The organism is Methanosarcina sp. (assembly GCF_028693135.1).
In the GTDB taxonomy this organism is placed as follows: Archaea; Halobacteriota; Methanosarcinia; order Methanosarcinales; family Methanosarcinaceae; genus Methanosarcina.
This window is the reverse complement of sequence record NZ_JAQUVZ010000007.1, coordinates 15,489-35,001: the sequence shown is the minus strand read 5'-3', so window position 1 is coordinate 35,001 and position 19,513 is coordinate 15,489. Positions and strand designations below refer to the sequence as shown.

Annotated in this window: 17 protein-coding genes; 12 read left to right on the top strand and 5 right to left on the bottom strand. The window is 43.9% G+C overall.

Annotated features, from left to right (window positions below):
* Positions 1–1,206: 1,206 nt before the first annotated feature.
* Positions 1,207–2,232 (top strand): FAD:protein FMN transferase, encoded by a 1,026-nt coding sequence (locus PHF18_RS05055; RefSeq protein ID WP_300099227.1) that lies wholly within the window; start codon positions 1,207–1,209, stop codon positions 2,230–2,232.
* Positions 2,233–2,324: 92 nt separating this feature from the next.
* Here PHF18_RS05055 and thpR read toward each other — a convergent pair whose 3' ends face one another.
* Positions 2,325–2,870 (bottom strand): RNA 2',3'-cyclic phosphodiesterase, encoded by a 546-nt coding sequence (gene thpR, locus PHF18_RS05050; protein WP_300099485.1) that lies wholly within the window; start codon positions 2,868–2,870, stop codon positions 2,325–2,327.
* A gap of 435 nt (positions 2,871–3,305) precedes the next feature.
* Here thpR and PHF18_RS05045 point away from each other — a divergent pair, with 435 nt between their 5' ends.
* Positions 3,306–4,181 carry a diadenylate cyclase gene (locus PHF18_RS05045; protein WP_300099482.1) on the top strand — a complete coding sequence of 292 codons (876 nt, stop codon included), beginning with the start codon at positions 3,306–3,308 and terminating at the stop codon, positions 4,179–4,181.
* 149 nt (positions 4,182–4,330) lie between these two features.
* The gene (locus tag PHF18_RS05040; RefSeq protein ID WP_300099224.1) at positions 4,331–5,050 is read left to right on the top strand and encodes a DUF1614 domain-containing protein; all 720 of its coding nucleotides are present in this window, start codon (positions 4,331–4,333) and stop codon (positions 5,048–5,050) included.
* 378 nt (positions 5,051–5,428) lie between these two features.
* On the opposite strand, the gene PHF18_RS05035 is transcribed toward PHF18_RS05040, so the two are convergent.
* The 3 genes from PHF18_RS05035 to rqcH form a co-directional block, all read right to left on the bottom strand.
* The gene (locus tag PHF18_RS05035; RefSeq protein ID WP_300099221.1) at positions 5,429–7,669 is read right to left on the bottom strand and encodes an S-layer protein domain-containing protein; all 2,241 of its coding nucleotides are present in this window, start codon (positions 7,667–7,669) and stop codon (positions 5,429–5,431) included.
* A gap of 338 nt (positions 7,670–8,007) precedes the next feature.
* Positions 8,008–9,060, bottom strand: coding sequence for an mRNA surveillance protein pelota (locus tag PHF18_RS05030; RefSeq protein WP_300099216.1), 1,053 nt, complete (start codon positions 9,058–9,060; stop codon positions 8,008–8,010).
* Positions 9,057–11,576, bottom strand: a complete 2,520-nt coding sequence (gene rqcH / locus PHF18_RS05025) for a ribosome rescue protein RqcH (protein ID WP_300099214.1) — start codon at positions 11,574–11,576, stop codon at positions 9,057–9,059. Before rqcH ends, PHF18_RS05030 begins: the two co-directional genes overlap by 4 nt.
* Positions 11,577–11,612: 36 nt before the next feature.
* Here rqcH and PHF18_RS05020 point away from each other — a divergent pair, with 36 nt between their 5' ends.
* Entirely contained in the window at positions 11,613–11,897 is a 285-nt protein-coding gene (locus PHF18_RS05020) for a hypothetical protein (protein WP_300099211.1), read from the top strand.
* 102 nt (positions 11,898–11,999) lie between these two features.
* On the opposite strand, the gene PHF18_RS05015 is transcribed toward PHF18_RS05020, so the two are convergent.
* Entirely contained in the window at positions 12,000–12,815 is an 816-nt protein-coding gene (locus PHF18_RS05015) for a formylglycine-generating enzyme family protein (RefSeq protein ID WP_300099209.1), read from the bottom strand.
* 404 nt (positions 12,816–13,219) lie between these two features.
* Here PHF18_RS05015 and priS point away from each other — a divergent pair, with 404 nt between their 5' ends.
* The 8 genes from priS to PHF18_RS04975 all read left to right on the top strand — a co-directional run bounded on the left by priS (position 13,220) and on the right by PHF18_RS04975 (position 19,427).
* Positions 13,220–14,464 (top strand): DNA primase catalytic subunit PriS, encoded by a 1,245-nt coding sequence (gene priS, locus PHF18_RS05010; protein ID WP_300099206.1) that lies wholly within the window; start codon positions 13,220–13,222, stop codon positions 14,462–14,464.
* A complete protein-coding gene (locus PHF18_RS05005) occupies positions 14,430–15,155 on the top strand; it encodes a DNA replication complex GINS family protein (RefSeq protein WP_300099203.1) in 726 nt (241 codons plus the stop codon). Before priS ends, PHF18_RS05005 begins: the two co-directional genes overlap by 35 nt.
* 418 nt (positions 15,156–15,573) lie before the next feature.
* The gene (locus tag PHF18_RS05000; RefSeq protein WP_229390108.1) at positions 15,574–15,852 is read left to right on the top strand and encodes a 50S ribosomal protein L44e; all 279 of its coding nucleotides are present in this window, start codon (positions 15,574–15,576) and stop codon (positions 15,850–15,852) included.
* A gap of 6 nt (positions 15,853–15,858) precedes the next feature.
* On the top strand, positions 15,859–16,047 hold the full coding sequence (locus PHF18_RS04995) for a 30S ribosomal protein S27e (RefSeq protein WP_048124561.1): 189 nt from the start codon (positions 15,859–15,861) through the stop codon (positions 16,045–16,047).
* 72 nt (positions 16,048–16,119) lie between these two features.
* On the top strand, positions 16,120–16,932 hold the full coding sequence (locus PHF18_RS04990) for a translation initiation factor IF-2 subunit alpha (RefSeq protein WP_300099189.1): 813 nt from the start codon (positions 16,120–16,122) through the stop codon (positions 16,930–16,932).
* A gap of 6 nt (positions 16,933–16,938) precedes the next feature.
* Positions 16,939–17,094, top strand: coding sequence for an RNA-protein complex protein Nop10 (locus tag PHF18_RS04985; protein ID WP_082098461.1), 156 nt, complete (start codon positions 16,939–16,941; stop codon positions 17,092–17,094).
* Positions 17,095–17,104: 10 nt separating this feature from the next.
* Positions 17,105–17,875, top strand: coding sequence for a proteasome assembly chaperone family protein (locus PHF18_RS04980; RefSeq protein ID WP_300099183.1), 771 nt, complete (start codon positions 17,105–17,107; stop codon positions 17,873–17,875).
* A 148-nt stretch (positions 17,876–18,023) separates the two neighbouring features.
* Positions 18,024–19,427, top strand: coding sequence for a TIGR00375 family protein (locus PHF18_RS04975; protein WP_300099180.1), 1,404 nt, complete (start codon positions 18,024–18,026; stop codon positions 19,425–19,427).
* The last annotated feature ends 86 nt before the right edge of the window (positions 19,428–19,513 follow it).

Below are 19,513 nucleotides of genomic sequence, written 5' to 3'. Positions count from 1 at the left end.
CACTGCCGCCCCTTCCAGACCTCCAGTGGCATCGTCTAGAGATCGAAAGAAAATCAATAAACGGAAAACTGAAGCGAGAAGGAACTGACATGAACGGCTAGCCTAGCTCTTTTTGGCATAATTGATTCCCCTGAAGGCTTTTTGATCACCGGCTTTTTCCTGTCCTTGCTTTAGATAGCCATTTTACTCCGAAAAACAAAGCTAAATTTCACTTCAACGAAAAATGTTTGCGTGAGGTAATACTTATTTCTTTCGAAATAAGTTTGAGGGAATTGACCCAAATTGTATAAAGTAATAAAAATATATACTTTATATATAGTAGGTTGTATATATTGGTCAAATATATAAAATATTTGAAATATAAGGAAAAACTTACACATTCTTAATATATATATTTTTCCAGAGAAAATATACATGATTATACATTAAAAATCCTGCAGAAGATCTCAACCAACCTGGCAAAAGAATCCGATTAAAACCTTCAAAGAAAAGGAATAAACCCCTTAAAAATAGTATAACATATAAAATATATTAAATTTAATAAACGTATAAGAGTAATTAACAATTAATTATTTATTAACCATTAATCATGAATCTAGCAGAAAATCAAAGTGAATAAATATAGAACGCTCCGCATAGAGCAAGGAATAAATGCAGCAACTAAAAAGATAAAGAAAAAAAGAATGAAAGAAATATCGGAAGAACATAAAAGGTCTTATATCAATAAAAAGAGGCAACAAAGAAAAACCAAAAAATAGAACATAAGAAGACAGAGTTAAAAAATAGATGAAAAAACATTGAAAATAAAAAAGTACTCAAAGAAGTGAATAAAAATCAAATTTCACCTTCAATTTCATTTTTACCCCGATCCAGTGAACTACCCATCACTGAAGTAACGGGCTTCCTGCTTCATACCTCAAACTACCGTTCATAAGTCCACAGGCTCTACCCTCTGTTCCAGAGGTGAAGAAAGATCAAATTGGTTCTGGTTTCCCTGGCTTGGTTATCGCTTAGGAATTCAGTACATAGTATAGGACAGAATAGTATTTAGAGGTTAGAAGATAGCGAAAATATGGGACGTTGACGGCATTCATCCCGCCACTAAAGTAACAGGCCTTCTGCCTTCGACTTTCGTAAAAGAAACATCTGGATCGAATAATAAAAATAACCCAAAATTAAAAAACAAGAAGGAAAAATTGATAGAGCATGGATTCAAAATACAAAATACTATTTTCGTTTTTACTGATTATATCTATATTAGTATCAGGCTGTGTACAGCCTGAGCCTGAAGAGGATAGAGAACTTCAGGAGTTTCAAGAAACAAGAAGCACTATGGATACTACAGTTACGATAGCTGTATACGCTTCGAATGAAAGTGAGGCTTTGAAGGCAATAGATGATGCATTTAGTGAAATATACAAAATTGACGCTCTTATGAGCCCTTCAAAAGAAGACAGTCAGCTTAATATCCTGAATACAAAAGGAGAAGTTGAAAATGCTGACCCTTCCTTTGTCCACGTGCTGGAGCAGTCAAAGTACTATTCAGAGAAAAGCGGAGGAGCCTTTGATATCACCATCCAGCCAGTACTTGACCTCTGGAAGAGTAAATTCCTCCCTGAAGGATCGCAGAAACCTCCAACTGCAGATGAACTGAATGAAACTCTCAAACTCGTAAACTACTCGGAAATAAGCACCGAAGATGGGGATGTAAGCCTGAAACCCGGGATGAAAGTAGCCCTGGGAGGAATTGCAAAGGGCTACGCAGTTGATAAAGCAATCGAGTCTTTGCAGGAGAATGGGATTGAAAACGCTTTTGTAAATGCGGGAGGAGACGGGAGATACATAGGTCAGAAGCCCGATGGCACATCCTGGATGGTAGGCCTTCAGAACCCTGACAGAAGCGAACAATATGTTACTTCAATTGAAGCTCATGATGTTGCAGTAGCAACAAGTGGAAACTACGAACGTTACTTTAACGAGTCGGCAAGAGTGTCCCACATCTCGGACCCGAGAACAGGATATCCTTCAGAAGGCATTATTAGCGGCACGGTAATTGCCAGAAACGCTATTGATGCCGATGCTTTTGCAACTGCAGTCTTCGTGATGGGAGAAGAAGAAGGGCTTGAAATGATAGAAAATCTCGAAGGTGTTGAATGCCTTATAATAACCGAAGACCACAGGCTTGTGTATTCAAGCGGATTCAGAGAATATGAAGCAGAAGGCTATAGCTGAGGACAGACCAGTGTGAGATGTTGTAGTTAAGATACACAAAAGGAACTGATCAGGGGGTTGAGGACGTATACAGTCCAGCGCAAGAAGACCTGTCAGTCCAGGTATGCCGTATGCAGGGTTTCATAAATAGGACCGTCGGGGGTTAGAGTGCTTTTCTTCAGAAGCACTTTATTTACCTGCATGCTGCCAATTTTTGTATCTTTTAACTCTTTCAGAACATCTGCAAAAGCATTTTTTTGATTTTTATTCAGGGATTTTACCCTGGCAAGGGTGGCATGAGCAGTAAATGCCCTCTCATCCTCTTTGAATTTAAAAGGTTTCAGTACGTTTTCCACATCATCATGAAGAGTCTCGAAGTTTCCTCTTGCCCCCAGCCACAGCACTTTAGGATTCGACAACTTTGGGAAAACCCCGATGCCTTCAATTTTTGCTTCGAAAGATTCACAAATAAGAGAATCAAGAGCTTCTGCCAGGGGGATAGCCATTGATTCCTCAACATCACCAAGAAACTTCAGAGTTATGTGAACGATTTCAGGGTTAACAAACTTAAGTTCAAAATCGGCAAATTTCTCCTGGATTTGGCGGATTTTTTCCCTGAAACTCGGGTCCAGTTCCACTGCTATAAATGTCCTGATCAAAGCTTTCACCAGTATAAATTAGAAGAAATAACCAGAAAAATGTTTCTATCACTTTACCATTAAGGAAAATCTAATTCAGGATGCCGTTTTCAGAAAAAAATTGTAAACCCGCATTACCCGAAATACATTTAAAAAAGGTGAGCGAAATGAATAACTGGAATTGAGGAGAAAAATAACAGAGAAACGAGAAAAAATAGGAGCAAGCACAGAACAATTATAATATATCAAATATTACACCACATAGTAAACAGGCCTGTTACGCATGCAATAACCGTTAATGTTAACTCTGAGAACTAATGTTAACCTATGGAGAATAACATCAACTAAAAGAAATAATAATTAACTTCAAGATCAAACAGCAAAAATATAAACTAACCTTATAACAAAAAAGCAGGACTGACAATATTTGTATAAAAATAAAAAGGGGTGAACGACATAGACAGAGCACGTATAATTGCAGAAGCGGCAGCCGATATTGCCCAGAAACTTGGTGCTGCCGCAATTATGGTCTCAGGAGACCTTAGCTTTGAGGGGATCGAGACCGGAGAAGTCCCGGTTTATTATATAGCCATGCGCCCGAAAAGCATAATAGATCACCTCGTAGCAACCGGCAAAGAAGGAAAAAGTCCTGCAAAAGAACTCAGCGACCAGCTCAACCGGGAAGCTTCGGGAAACTACGACCACCTGCAACATGCCACAGCCATAGAGTACGTGCTTGGGGGGCCCAAATGCGGGACTGTCGTTGGTGTTGTCGAAACTCGCGGTTCCAGTTCTATTATAGTCCACAGCCTCGATGAAAACCCTCTGATAAAAGCAATGAAAGAATGTGAAGAGAGGGTCAAGCCTGAAGTCATGAATGCAGTTCTGAAAATTGCTTTTGATATCGCCCTTACAGGCAGGGAAGGGAAAAAAATAGGAGCTGCTTTTATTGTAGGCGATTCCGAAGAAGTCCTGAAACGCTCTCATCAGATAATTCTTAACCCTTATGCAGGCCATGAAGAAGCTCACAGAAACATCCTTGACAAGAAAAACTGGGAATCCATAAAGGAATTTTCCCAGCTTGACGGAGTTTTTGTGATAGATGAGACAGGCTTTATCCATGCAGCAGGACGATACCTTGACGTGGACGGGAAAAATATTGATATTGATAAAGGGCTGGGAGGACGGCATGTCTCAGCAGCCGCCATCAGCAGGGATACGGTAGCAATCTCAGTTACAATATCAGAGTCAGGCGGAGTCCTCAGAGTATATAAAGATGCAAAAGAGACCATCTGTATGGAATCCTTACAGCCTGCTGCCAGATACATCTGACCAGGAATGCAGAGAAAATGTTGGCTCTTCGCGGTTTTTGGAGTCCTCCGGTGCAGATATGGAAATTCGAATGAAAACGGATACTCATTAATAAAGAGAATGTACATACCTCTTAATATGCAGAAGCCCGGAGAACAGCGAGTGATTCCATGAGCAGACAGATCTTCTACATGCCTTTCAGCCTGAAATTCCTTTTCCTTTTGATTCTCATTATGGTCTTCGGGCTTGGATCTCTGTTTCTGGGAGTTATTGTTTCTACATTCATGAAAATAGGATTTTCCGCAGAAGACGCGCTTTTAATCCTGCTCCTGTCCCTCCTTGGAAGCGGGATCAATATCCCACTGACAACCCTGAGGTCTGAGGTTCCTGCTGTCAAGGAAAATTATGTAAAGGTCTTTGGGATTTCCTACAGGGTTCCTATCCTGCAGAGGGTTAGAAATGAAACAGTACTTGCCATCAATGTAGGAGGGGCAGTTATTCCGGTCCTTATTTCCACCTATCTTCTGACACAATTCCCTTCTTCCCTCCTTTTTGCAGGAATTGGTGTAGCGGTTGTTGCAGCCATAACCTATTCCGTAGCGAAGCCAATTCGGGGAATAGGAATTGCAACTCCGGCTCTGGTCCCGCCCCTGACAGCTGCCCTTACTGCAATCCTGCTTACTTCGGTTATCCATATCCCTGGCTGCCCTGCTGAGCAGTGCCGTGTTATTATTGCTTATACAGGAGGAGTGCTTGGGACTCTTATAGGAGCTGACCTGTTTAATCTGGGAAAAATCAAGAATCTCGGAGCTCCTGTTGCAAGCATCGGAGGGGCAGGGACCTTTGATGGAATATTCTTAAGCGGATTTATTGCCCTTCTCCTTATCTGAAAAAAAGCAGTTCCCGATTAATTGGTTGATCATTCCGGAATCAAGGATAGAATTTTTCAGATATTTCTTCCTGGGCTGCAAAGGGACTGGACCAGTCTGCGATGTGAGAAAAAAAATACCTGTAAACCAGTGCCGCAATTAAGAAAGATAATTATACTGAAAAAATGCCCCTGGGAATGATAGAATACTTACCTTCACCCCTAAACCGTTTTCAAGCCACAGGCAGGCAGAAACTCCTACGCCAGCCTTTCTGGCAATCAGCCAAAAAAAGCAGAAAAAACAGAAAAGAACCAAATAAAAAAGATATTGAGAGATAATTCTCAAAGAGAACAAAACTCCAGGAGAATAACTCTCTATTTCTCACAGAATAATAACAGGTTACCTCTTTCTTCTAAGCAACAGACATATCATAACCCCGCTAATCCCGGAAATTATTCCAAAGCCCGGAAGTTTTACGGAGCTTTCCTCGGTGGCTCCCTCAGGGTAACTTTCGCTATCTTCAGAGCCCGCAATTTTGGAAGAGGATGACGGAGCTGCCCTGTAATCTGGGGAGACGTTTTTAGACTCGTTTGAACCCGGAGCCGCATCTGCTACGTTAGCCTCTTCTGTAGAATTATCTGCGGATTCAGAGGCTTTTTCAGCTTCAATAACAACATCCGTTGCAGGATAAATAACGTATCCGCTCGGAGAGGTACTGCCTTTTCCCTCATCTGAAGTCTGGAAGTACCAGGAGTCGGTAAAGTAATTATTTTTATCCTTATCAAGGTTCAGGGTAATCGAATCGGAATTTTTGAGGACAATACCGTTTTCAGAAGCTTCTTTTACTTCAAAACCCTGGTATTCATCCCCATTTTCAATAATCAGGATGTTATCTTTGTCGATTAACCAGGTATACTTGAAGACTGCAAAAGAATAAAATGAACTTACGAAAACGGAGTCAACATAGGTGATGAAGTAGAGCTGATCTTTTCCGTCCCCAAAGTCTGCCTTTGCAGTAAAGGTCTGACTTTCCACAGTCCCGTCTGCATTAACAATTCCGGATTCGAGTTCTTCCCCTTCTTTAGATAAGGAGAACCAGACCTTGTTGCCCTCGACATCAACCTGGTTCACGGTCAAAGAGTAGCCTTTTCCGAGTTCCCAGACATCACCGGCTTTAAGTATTTTTTTATCGCTTCCGTCCTGGTCGATTACGAGGTTTGCAAGCTGGGTAGCATCGTTTTCAACTGCAACATACGGTTTGCCAAACCAGGGAATCTTGTAGAAAACCATCCCTCCAAGTTCGGAAGGCGTTGTACTGCCATCAAGTCCAAGCTCAGAAACAACCTTGTATTTGTTGGGGAACTGCTTAGTAGAATAAACAAGTTCCTCTTCACCTATAACATTGTTTCCGGGGTTGTTTTTCCCAAGTTCGCACTGGCCATCGGTTTCGATGTACTGAAGACGTTCTCCAAACCAGTTTTCAGAGGCCACAAGATCCTTGTGTTTGTTTATAGAATAATAAAGGCCTCCAAAAGTGGTCGGATCCCAGCAAAACTCATCGGAGGAGGTTAAACCGGTGTCAAAAGGCACACCTCTCAAAGTGTAATTTCCAGGCTTGCTTAGTTCTTTTACAGGACAAATAACGTAGCCGTTAGGAGAAGTACTGCCCTTCCCTTCATCTGAAATCATGAAATACCAGGAATCTGTAAAGTAATTCTTTACATCCTTATCGAGATTCAAGGTAATCGAACCGGTATTTTTGAGAACAAGCTCATCTTCGGAAGCCTCCTTTACCTCAAAGCCCTGGTATTCATCCCCTTCTTTAATAATAAGGATGTCATCTTTGTCAATAAGCCAGGTATATTTGAAGACAGCAAAAGAATCGGTAGCACTCACAAAAACCGAGTCAACATAGGTGATGAAGTAGAGCTGATCTTTTCCGTCCCCAAAATCTGCCTTTGCAGTAAAGGTCTGACTTTCCACAGTCCCGTCTGCATTAACAATCCCGGATTCGAGTTCTTCCCCGTCTTTAGATAAGGAGAACCAGACCTTGTTGCCTTCGACATCAACCTGGTTCACGGTCAGAGAGTAGCCTTTTCCGAGATCCCAGACATCACCGGCTTTAAGTATTTTTTTATCGCTTCCTTCCTGGTCGATTACGAGGTTTGCAAGCTGAGTAGCATCGTTTTCAACAGCAACATAAGGTTTGCCAAACCAGGGAATCTTGTAGAAAACCATCCCTCCAAGTTCGGAAGGCGTTGTACTGCCATCAAGTCCAAGCTCAGAAACAACCTTGTATTTGTTGGGGAACTGCCTTGTAGAATAAACAAGCTCCTCTTCACCAATAACATGGTTTCCAGGGTTGTTTTTCCCAAGTTCGTACTGGTCATCGGTTTCGATGTACTGAAGACGTTCTCCAAACCAGTTTTCAGAGGCCACAAGATCCTTGTGTTTGTTTGCTGAATAGTAAAAGCCCCCAAAAGTGGTTGCATCCCAGCAAAAACCATCGGAAGAGGTTGCATTGGTGTCAAGAGGAGCCCCGTTGATAGCCGTAGCTGCAAGGCCTAAAGGCGGGAGCATCAAAAAGATTGCAAATGCAACAAAAAGTGAAGACAAAGCTTTTTGGATACCTAAATTCATAAACATCACCACCAATTTATAGAATTTTGTTAATCAAACCATACGTAAAAGGAAACTATAAGCAAATATTATTATAAATTCAGCAGAAAGTAACAACAAATAAAGAATAGTAGTTAATAAATTTTACTAATTTGAACCAAAAAAAGAAAAATAATAATAAACCAAACATAAAAAACATAAAATAAAATGAATAGTTTCGGTTTTCTGGAAAAACGAGGGCAGAAGGAAATAAGAGATAAAAAAGAACGGGACCAAACAAAAGTAAAAACAAAAGTAAAAACAAATAGATAGTTAGATAAGAAAAACTAAAAAGCTGAAAGTGCAGACCTTGTACCTGCTCAGCCCTTTACTTTGAAGCGGAGCAGAGCTGCAATTCCTCCCAGTTTGTGAAGCTTTTCCCCGGGCTCAAAGGTCGTGCTGAATACAACGACCTTTCCCTGTGCCTTCTCAACCTCCATAAGGAGTTTATCGATATTTTCCCCTTTTTCCCGCCCTTCCCGCAGGGTTTCATCAGCAATTAGCAGGGTTTCGACAGCCCCGTACCCAAGAGCATTTTTTACATCCGCAAAACCATAAGCGGCTTTCCCATCCATTGAGATCTCCTTAATGAGGTCTTCCATGAGAGAGGATTCCCGAGCTATACGGGACTCCTGCATGATTCGGTCCACAGCTCCCCTGCGGAGTACTTCCTGAAAGCCGGACATCCCTATCATGGAAGTGTCTTCAGTCAGCGCCTTTGAAGCCATATCAGGCTCAACGTCATGGAAATACTTCAGGAAATCTTCTTTGGTAAACCCGGGGCCTGCAATCACTATAGAGGCGTCCTCGGGAACCGCATGCCTGAGCTGTTCAACAATTTCACTGAAAAATACATTCCTGAGCCCGGTCTCTCGCTTCCCCGAAGACTGCCGGATATGGGAATATATCTCAATTCCGTAGTGGCGCACAAAACCAATGTCTGCGTCACCCTCTTCGACTGCCACAAGAACAACTTTGGGACGTTTTCCGGCCTCTTCGGCATCCTGGATGCGCTGAAACTGGTCATTTTTCCAGTGCTCCTTGACGATGGAAATGTTAGTCCCTATTTCAACATTAAGAGTGTGATAGGAGCCGGTGTCCATCCCCTGCTCTATCGGCCCGTGTATTCGCAGCCTGTTCGCGAATTTATGGAACTCCAGTTCCTCAACCCTGATCCCAAGCCTGACCTTTACTTTCTCTACTTTTTCCGGGCGGAGTTTGTCGCTTGCGCTATCGGCTTTCCGTTTGGTCAGGGCAAAGACCATGTCCCCTTTTTCAATTATGTATTTCAGGTGCCAGAGGTCATCAAGGGTTTCGGCTGTTACGGCAATTTCCCCTTCCCTGCCTTTCAGAAAGCGGTGCGTAACCCTCATACCTTTTTCACTCCATGCATTTCAATTTTCTCTTCACTTCCCTCTTCACTTTCCTCTCGGGTCTCCTTTTCAATTTCCACTTCAATACTACCTTCGGCTTCTTCTCCGCATTCCTCTTCGACTTCTTCTCCGGTTTCTTCTCCGGTTTCTTCTCCGAATTCTTCTCCGAATTCATCTTCGGATTCTTCTCCAAATTCCTCTTCAGATTCGTCCCCACTGCCCTCAGGTCTGTCTTCGACTTCCCGAATTCCGTATTCTTTCCCGTCAGGCTCGGTTCCCTGACCTTTTCGTCCGGGTTTCTGGTTCCTGAGGTCTGACTCCCCCGCAGGGATCATCATAGCTACCAGGTCAGGGGATGCGATCTGTTTTACAAAACGAGGATCACCAAGCTCATCCGCATAAGTCCGGTAGATTTTTTTCGAGATATCATTCTGATTGAATTTTCCCGGAGTAAGTTCAAGGATATAGTCCCCATGCTTCCGGATTGCAGAAACAGGCCCACCTATGACCCTCGTCTCCCCTTTCAGCTCAAGCCCGACTGCAACCCCAAGAGGTACGTCTTTGAAGTAATTGCGCTCCCCGCGGATAATAAATGCCCCCTTTTTAATGTACTCTCCTGACTCAGGAGTCTTTGTGACCTGTTCGGCTTTAATCCAGTAGCAGTCCCCACTGAACTGTCCGGATTTCCAGAGGCTGGAATACGAAACTGCAAACTGTGCGACTTCCCGAAGGGTAGACTCCGGGACCTCCTCTCCTCCGGTTTTAATAACTGTAAGAGGAGCGCCCGGTGCCTGTGTATGGAAGACGATATCTCTTTTTTCCATGTATTTTTTAAAAACTTCCTCGTTAGTGTCGGCATCCCTGCCTCCTACAACCAGGAAACCGTCTGAGGACACAAACCATCTGAAACGGTCGTACCAGTGTTTTTTCCGGGACGCCAGCAGCTTCCTCCCTGCCTTTGCAACCTTTGCAGCCGCCTTTTTTGCCATAGCCTTTCTGGTGTCCTCAATAGCCCTGATAGCCCCATCTCTCTTTTTAGTAAACTTTTTGACCTTTTCGTAATATTCCTGGGCGTTCTGAGGCACTGTCTTCCGGATATCAAGGTTGACACTTTTACCATCAAGCTCAACCGTTACAGTCCCGGTCTTCTGGTCAATATTTGTGATCATTTGTGCAGCAGGCACGGCCTTTTTAGCCTGCTTAAGGATAGAACGGATTTCATCCCAGGAATAGCCTTTCGCCCTTGCGCCGTTGAGTACGGAGAAGAGCTCTTCGATAATCTGGTAATTGGCGTAGACTATCTCTGCAAGAATGTTATTTTTCTCGATTTCTTTTTCGAACTTTGCAAGGCTCCCTTCCTGTTGGAGAAGCCGCCTTTCGTAAACGCCAAGGTTTTTCTCCTTTTTTTCGGCTTCCTTTACCTCTGCAACCTGTTCCAGTGATTTTTTCCCGAAAAACTCGTCAAGTGCCGTATTAAATGAATCAAAATATTCTTTTTCGTATTCAGAATAACGGGAGAGGTCAAAAGGTACCACATCGAAGGGTTCTATCTTCCCGTTGATTTCCATCTTTATATGCTGAGGTCGGAGTCCCGGAACCTGACCTTCACTTCCAGCTTGAGTTATAACTTCTTCAACCTGTATTTCATTGCCGGCTTCGATTTCAGCCTCGGCTTCAGATTCAATTCCAGTTTCAGTTCCAACCTCGGCTTCAGTTTCAATTCCAGCTTCAGTTTCAATTCCAGCTTCAGTTTCGGCACCGGTTTCTGATTCAGCCTTTATCTCACCTTTGCCTGCAGCCCTTTCCCTGAACAGCGGAGAAAAGAGATCTTGCAGCGCCTCCCGGAGCCCTTCCGCATCCTCTACAGTGGCTTCTTTTGCAGGTTTAGACTTATCAATCCCTGCACGTGCACAGGCTTCTTCTGCCAGGACCCCTCCAAGGTTGAATCTCGTGGCAATAGTCCGGACGATATCAGCCGTTGATTTTGAAAACGCATCAAGAAGGTCCGAAACCTTAGCCTCCACAGGGCTCAACTGTGCCTCTGGAAGCTCATAAATCTCCCCGCTCCTCAACCTGCGGTCCTTCATAGTCACGGGGTTCATTGGCAGGATAATTTTGTTTTCAGAATCCACAATCAGGACGTTTCCCCGAGCGAACAGCTCCACAATGAGGGTGTTTCTGATCCCCCCTCTCTCAATCCCGATCTTCACGATCCTGTCAAAGTCGTGCTGCTCCACGGATACGATCCTGCCCCCCGCCAGGTATTTCCTGAGGAGCATGGGGAAAGCCTGAGGAAGCGTGGGACTTTCCTTGAAGTGTTTACTTAAATGGATACGCTTCCCGGCCTCAATGAACAGGTTATCCCTGCCCTTATGAAAAACGTAAAGGTTGATGCGAATTTCCCCACTTGCGGGCTGGTAGATTTTCCCGATCTTCGAATCAAGAATGGACTTCGAGCCCCCTGACAGCTCGGCAACAACTGCAGCAACGTCGGCACTTGACATATCCTGTTTCATGAAGTGGATATAATAGAGGATTCAGGTATAAGTCTATTGTCTAGACCGATTAGAGCTTCGGCGCCCGAGTTGCGCCTCGGGAGTACGCGGTCCTTTTCGCTGCCCGAATTGCGCCTCGGGAGTACGCGGTCCTTTTCGCTGCCCGAATTGCGCCTCGGGAGTACGCGGTCCTTTTCGCTTCGCTCAAGAGGACTTATTGTTGGCGGCAGTTATTGGAGAAATTCTGAAAGTGGTTCGGATGAGAAGAAAAAAAGGGATTGGAGCCTTAGTTCTGTATTTTTAAGCGCATTAATGTCGCCTGATTCCGGCTCATGCACCTAAACTTAAGCACATCAGATGCAAAGTAGGATCTCTAAACCGCAATCATCTGCCATCACAGATTTGTGGGAAAGCATATATGCGCCTAAAAAGGAGGAAGTAAGGTTACAGTTCCCTCAACAGGCGAAAGCCCAGGTTACTGAAAAGGCTCTCAGGGTCGCGCCCGAAACGGCTAGCTGAACGACAGGATTTGGTATCACAGTACCAGCTGCCCCCACGAGAACCCCGATAGAAGCTGTTCCCGTCTTCCCAAACGCTTCCATCTGGAGGAGAAACGATGTAGTTTTCCTGCCACTTATCCTGAACCCATTCCCAGACATTCCCATGCATGTCGTAAAGACCCCAGAGATTCGGGTTCTTCCGGCCAATCGAGTGAGTTTTACTACCTGAGTTTTCAGCGTACCATGCATACTCATTAAGTTTTGACTCATCGCCACCAAATGAATACCTTGTTTGTGTGCCGGCTCTACAGGCGTATTCCCATTCGGCTTCTGAAGGTACACGGTATTTATCAGTTTCCTCTGCTGCATTCAATTTGTTAACAAATTCCTGGACCTCATTCCAGGAAACCATCTCAACAGGTCGGGCTTCACCCTTGAAGTGGGAAGGATTATTTCCCATTATCTTCTCCCATTGTTTTTGAGTAACCGGATACTTACCCATGTAAAAAGGATTTTTAATTGTTACTTTATGAAGCGAAGATTCGGAATCTGATCTGCCCTTTTCTTCGGAAGATGCCCCCATATCAAATTCTCCGGACGGGATAAGTACAAATTCCATACCCGAATAAGAGCTGGCCAAAGTTTCAAGATTTGTGAAGTTTCCAGGCTTTGCCATAACATATGAGTCTTCAATTTCATCCTTTTTCAGATGGCATATAACTGAGTTAATGTGATTTTTAAGGCTAATTTTACTTCCCATAAGATCTTCCCCCCAAAAGTTCTTATTCCGTTGTTATTCCGTGGTCAGTTTCAACAGTTCTTCTGATATTTTACAGACATTAACAGAAACAATTATAGACATATTATATATATTAACAGGAAATTTAATTCCAGGCGTCTTAGCCAATTTAGTATTATTGTCTATGAACTGTTTTTCGTACGGAATAAATTCCTTCCCCTTATAATATACTATAACAAGTCCTTCCCAATAACAACAAATGGTTTTCCATCAGGTTCGAAGCCTCTGACTCAGATCTGAATTTGCGGAGAAACTGATTTAAAAAAAATAATATAAACAAAAGTAAAATATGAGTTAATCCATCATAGAAAATCCCAACCCAAAACTCTAAATAAAAGATTCAAAAACCCAAATTCTCAAAAACCATGGACAACCGAACCACCCGTTATTTGAAATCCTGTTTTCAGAATTATTATAAAACCGCTGAAATAGGTATTCCGGACCACCTGCTCAACCGGGAATGGGCTTTCATCTTTTACGATGATATGCCGGAAAAAATGATGCATCGGCACAAGTCTTTCGGTTCACCGGGGGAAGCTCTTGATTACCTTTACGGAATGGCTCCTGCGCATGTTTACTATTCGACTGCATATTATGAATATCCTGATGCGCGGAAGATGAATGAGAAAAACTGGCTCGGGGCAGAACTGATCTTTGACCTTGATGCAGACCACCTGCCAAATGCCCCGAATAATTATGCTGATATGCTTGAGCTTGTGAAAAAAGAGACTCTTAAGCTCGTAGATTTTCTTTTAGACGATTTTGGATTTTCAGAGCAGGAAATTGAGCTGGTATTTTCCGGGGGAAGAGGATATCATTTACACGTTACGAATCCGAAAGTCCTGAAGCTTGGGAGTTCAGAGAGAAGAGAAATCGTGAATTATATCAGCGGGAGGGACGTTGATTTCAAGTACTTTTTCAAGGAAGTTGCAATGGATGGAGATTTCGGGACAGGATCAAAGGCTTTCAAAGGGATAAAGAACGTACCTGTGAAGTGCACGCTTGTTGGATACGATTCCGGATGGGGAAAGAGGATTGCGCTTTATCTTACGGACTACATGAAAACTGAGTGTGAAAAGAAGCACAGGACAAAGATGTTTCCCGAACTCCGCAGGCATGAGAAAGTTGGGGAAACAACAATAAAAAAGCTGATTAATATTACGAACAGCGAAAATGGCTTAAATGACATTCTTGAGAGGGGAAGGCTGGACTTCGACGTAAGAAATTTTAAGGAGATTGCCGCATATTTTATGCAGGAATCAGTTGAAGATTTCCTGCACAGGTTCGGAGCCAGTGTTGACGAACCGGTTACTGCCGACATCAAACGCCTGATCCGCGTACCCGGGTCCCTGCACGGCGGGTCCGGGATGCTGGTTAAGAAGCTTGCTTTATCCGAACTGGAAAGGTTTGATCCGCTCAATGACGCAGTTATCTTCAGCGACAAACCAACAAAGATAACCGTTTCAAAGCCTTTCTCAGTACAGCTGAAGGGCAAGGATTTAAGAATAGAAGAAGGCATACAGGAAGTTCCGGAGTATGCAGCCGTATATCTAATTTGTAGAGGTGTTGCGGAGTATGGACATAGAAAAAATCAGCCAAACACTGTATAAGGAAAAAAACCAGACATTGAAAACGATTCAGGCTGATTTTTACCAGGAAGCTGAAAAATACATCCGAGAGCTTGAGAAAGAGATAGGGAAGATTAATAATCCCCGTTCTCCGGAATCAAAGATGCTCAATGACGAGCATGAAAGAGCGCTTTCGGACCTTGAGACTATCTTTATGAAAAGGATAGGAAAGGTCATTACCAGGGCAACGATCCAATCTAACACTGATAAACCTATTTCAAAGGATATCGAAAAGCTGCTTCCTGCGGAGAAAATGGTGTATGACATTGTGCTTCAGGGAATAGAAGCTGCAAAAGTAGAGCTTTTGGGTCCCATTCTTTATCCTGATTCCGGGAAGGTTGCGGTCTGGCCCTGTGTTTGGGCAACAAAACAAGCGCCTGAAGTGCTTCATCCAGAAGCAAAGACAGGCAGGGAAATAACCGCGGCTGCAGACAGGAAAGGCACAGGGACAGAGTCGAGCAAAAACGATATAAACGAAAAATACGTTGTTGTCCGAATACTGAAGGACCTGCCTACCTTCACAGGAGCAGACAGCCAGAACTATAAGGTCAATGCCGAAGATGTGGTTGTTTTGCCGCACCTGAACGCAACAGGGCTGATAAAGCGGAAAGCAGCAAAACTGATTGCTGTCGGAGAGAAAAACTCCGGAGAAAAGAATTCCGAAAAGAATTGACTCCTTGAGACATGCAGCTTATTTTAGCCAGAAAAACAGTTGTGGGCAGGCGCATCAGAGACCCGGTAAACGACAGATTCGTGCCTTATGAAGGAAAAACACTTCAGGTAATAGTATTAGTATATATATGTGTAGCTATATCTGTGTAGCTTAACCTTGTTAGCGTGCTCTGACCTCACCATTAATAGGAGACAGTCACTCCGGAAATAGAGATAAAAGAGGCCAGACGATTTCAAACTCATCAATTAAAGCTTCCCAAATTCATCAATTAAAGCTTCCCAAATAATAGATTCCCAGGAATAAAATGCCATACGTAACGCCATACGTATATTCAATAAATATATTTAACAGTGCTTTTCCACAAAAGCTGGAATGGACACAACAGAAATACCAATAATCATCAAAAAAGGTGTAAATAATGAAAATTCCAAAGCGGTTCAGAACTTACTGCCCGTTCTGTAAGACCCACAGCGAACACGTAGCAGAGAGGGTCAAGAAGGGACAAGCTTCATCAATGACTCACATTGCGAGGCAGAAGAAAAGACAGCAAGGCATAGGAAACAGCGGAAAGTTCTCAAAGGTGCCCGGTGGCGACAAGCCAACAAAGCGCATCTGGCTCAGGTACCGCTGCACCGTATGTAAGAAAGCACACCAGAGACCCTGTTTCAGGGCAAAGAAGTTCGAGTTCAAGGAGTAAGATATAATGATAGACTACACCCAGCGACCAAAGAGCAGGTTCCTGCGCGTAAAGTGCAACGACTGCGAGAACGAACAGATCATATTCGGAAGCGCAAGCCGTAAAATTACCTGCGTAGTCTGTGGAAGGACCCTTGCCGAACCAACCGGTGGAAAATCGACAATTACCACTCATATTCTGGAAGTGCTTGAATAACTGGATCAGGAAAAGCACTGAACAGAAATAGAGTATAGAATAATAGAGAACAAAAATTGAGAAGTGGTACGAATGGGAAACGATAACTGGCCTGAAATCGGAGAATTTGTTGTCTGTACGGTGAAGAATGTAACTGATTTCGGAGCCTACGTCGAGCTTGAGGAATTCGGAGGAAGGGAAGGCTTCATCCATATCTCCGAAATAAAAGCAGGCTGGGTCAAGTACGTCAGGGACTACGTAAGGGAAGGACAGAAGATTGTCTGCAAGGTTCTGAACGTGGACCCTTCCCGCGGCCACATTGACCTTTCGTTGAAAGACGTAAATGAGCACCAGCGTCGGGCCAAGATTCAGGACTGGAAGAATGAGCAGAAAGCCACCAAGTGGCTCCAGTTCGTGGCCGAAGAGACCGAGAGCGAGGGCGATGAAAGTGGCCTGCAGGCTCTGCATGAGAAACTTGTAGAAGAGTTTGGAAGTGCATACTCTGCCTTCGAAGAAGCAGCTGTCGAAGGGGAAAACGCCTTTAAAGGGCTCAAAGTCAACAAGAAATACTTACAGAGCATAATCAAAATCGCAGGAGAAAATATCAAACTACCCTTTGTGGATATCGCAGGGTATGTGGATCTGACCTGCGATCTTCCAAACGGCATAGAGATCATAAAACAATCCCTTCATGCTGCAAATTCCATCAGTGATGTTGATGGAGAAGATATCAAGCTCGAAGTAAGTTACACAGGGGCTCCGAGATATAGAATCAAGGTAATAGCTCCTGACTATAAGAAAGCCGAATCAGTCCTTAAAAAATCCGCTCAGACAGCAGTGGACACCATTGCTAAACTTGGCGGACATGGGATTTTCAAACGGCATATTGAATCGGCAAAGGCGTGATAACCTTTGGGACAAAAGATCCGCAAATGTAAAAATTGCGGCAGGTACACTTTGAGGGAAAAATGCCCGGCTTGTGGGGGAGAAGTCTTACCCGCTATCCCGGCTCGCTTTTCTCCTAAGGACCCTTACGGTAAGTACCGAAGACTCGCAAAGAAAGGATAAGGGATTTTTTATGCAGCAAAGTACACTTGTCCGCCTGAAAGAAAACCTTGAGCTCAAAAACCCCATACTGATAGTCGGACTTCCTGGTGTGGGGCTTGTTGGCAAGCTGGTGGCAGAACATCTGGTAGACGAACTTGAGGCTGAGAAGATTATGGAGGTTTATTCTCCACATTTTCCACCCCAGGTCCTTATCAATAAAGATTGCACGGTTCGTCCGGTAAGCAACACCATATACCAGGGGAAAGCAAACGAAAATGATGTTCTTTTTCTTGTAGGGGACCACCAGAGCACTACTTCACAGGGACATTACGAACTCTGCTCTCTTTATCTGGACATTGCAGAGGAACTAAAAGTATCCAGGATATACACCCTCGGAGGCTACCCAACAGGCAAACTCACCTATGAAGAGACAGTCCTTGGGGTTGCCAACAGCACGGAACTGATCGAAGAGCTTAAGAAATACGGGATCGAGTTCAGGGAATCGGAGCCAAGCGGAGGAATCGTAGGTGCATCCGGCCTGCTTGTGGCTTTCAGCGGGATGAGGAGCATAGATGCCGCCTGCCTTATGGGAATGACACCAGGATACCTGATGGATCCAAAAAGTGCCCAGTCTCTTTTGAAGGTGCTGTGCAATATATTCGGGATCGAGGTAAACACAGACTCCCTTAAGAAAAAAGCAGAGGAAATGGAGAATATCCTCGAAAAGTTGAAAGAAAAAGAAGATCAGCAGAACTTCCCTGAAGTTAAACCCACGGACGAAGACCTGCGCTACATAGGATAAATACACAGAAAAAAAATTCCAGGTAGAAGGAGGGTGGTTTATTCGCCCTCATTACATAGATAAAAAAACGAATTCAATAGAGCAGGATAGGGAAGTTGACGCATTCCTCCCCTTAGCTAAAGACTCAGGGGTTTCCTGCTGAAGGATTATGAAAGTCAATGCAGACCTCCATCTCCACTCGAAGTATTCGATGGCTTGTTCCAGGAAAATGGAACTACCCACAATTGCGAGTGAAGCCTCAAAAAAAGGGATGGAGCTTATCGGTACAGGGGACTGTACTCATCCGAAGTGGCTGGAAGAGATTAAAAAAATAGCTATTTCAGACGAAGAAATCCGGATAGGAAATACAATTTTTATCCCTACTACCGAGATTGAGGATATAGACCGGGTACACCACCTTCTTATTTTACCTTCTATTTCAAAAGCCGAAGAGCTGGCAGAAAGAATTGCCCCTTTCGGAAACCTTGAAGCAGATGGGCGCCCATCAGTTAAGCTGGATGGCTGTGAAATTGCAGAGATTGCAAAAGACCTTGGAGCTCTTATCGGCCCATGTCATGCTTTCACACCGTGGACTGCTCTTTATGGCTACCACGACAGCCTGGAAAGCTGCTATGGCGATATGACAGATTACATTTCTTTTGTAGAACTTGGCCTGAGTGCAGACAGTAATTACGCGGATAGGATTGAGGAACTGCACCGACTAACCTTTCTTACAAACTCTGATGCCCATTCCCCTTATACCAACAAACTGGCAAGGGAATTTACTCAATTCAATGTTCCGGACATCACTTTTGAGGGCATCAAAAAAGCCATTCTCAGGGAGCAGGGATACGGGGCTACTCTGAACGTCGGTTTTTTCCCTGAAGAAGGAAAGTACAACCGATCTGCATGCATCAAATGCTTTACTCAGTATTCGCTGCCGGAAGCCGAAGCCAGCCGATGGCGCTGCCCTATATGCAGGGGCATTATTAAAAAAGGAGTGGCTGACCGGGTCAATGAACTTGCAGATTTTGAAGAGCCAGAACATCCTGACTACCGCCCTCCTTATCTTCACCTGATTCCTCTTGCAGAGATCATACAGATGGCACTCGGCCACGCAAGCGTCCAGACAAAAGGAGTAAAGACTGCCTGGGAAACCATTGTCAAGCATTTCGGAAACGAGGTTGAAGCCCTTATCTATGCAGAACCTGAAGCTCTGAAAATCGTGGATGACAGGGTAGTAAGCGCAATTCTTGCCTTCAGGAAAGGCGATGTTATAATCCACCCCGGCGGAGGCGGCCAGTACGGCTGGCTCGAACTGCCCGGATCCCTGAAAGCAGAAAAGCCTGGACCTGCAGAAAAAAGAGTGGAAGAAAAGAAAAAATCCTCAAAAATAACAAAAAGAGAGACTGGGAAGCCCAGAACTCAGATATCTTTTTCGGACCTTGAAATAAAAAAATCGGTCGAAACAGTAGAAACTGAGAGAGAAAAAACAGCAGGAACAGGAACAAAGGAACCAGAGGAAGAAAATCCAGAAAAGCCTGCAGGTCAGAGGTCACTTTTTGATTTTTAAAATTCTGGAGCCCGCGGAGAAGAAAATATATAAGATAGAAAGTGTATTCACTTAACTCTGCACCAGAAACGTCGGGCACAGCCCGG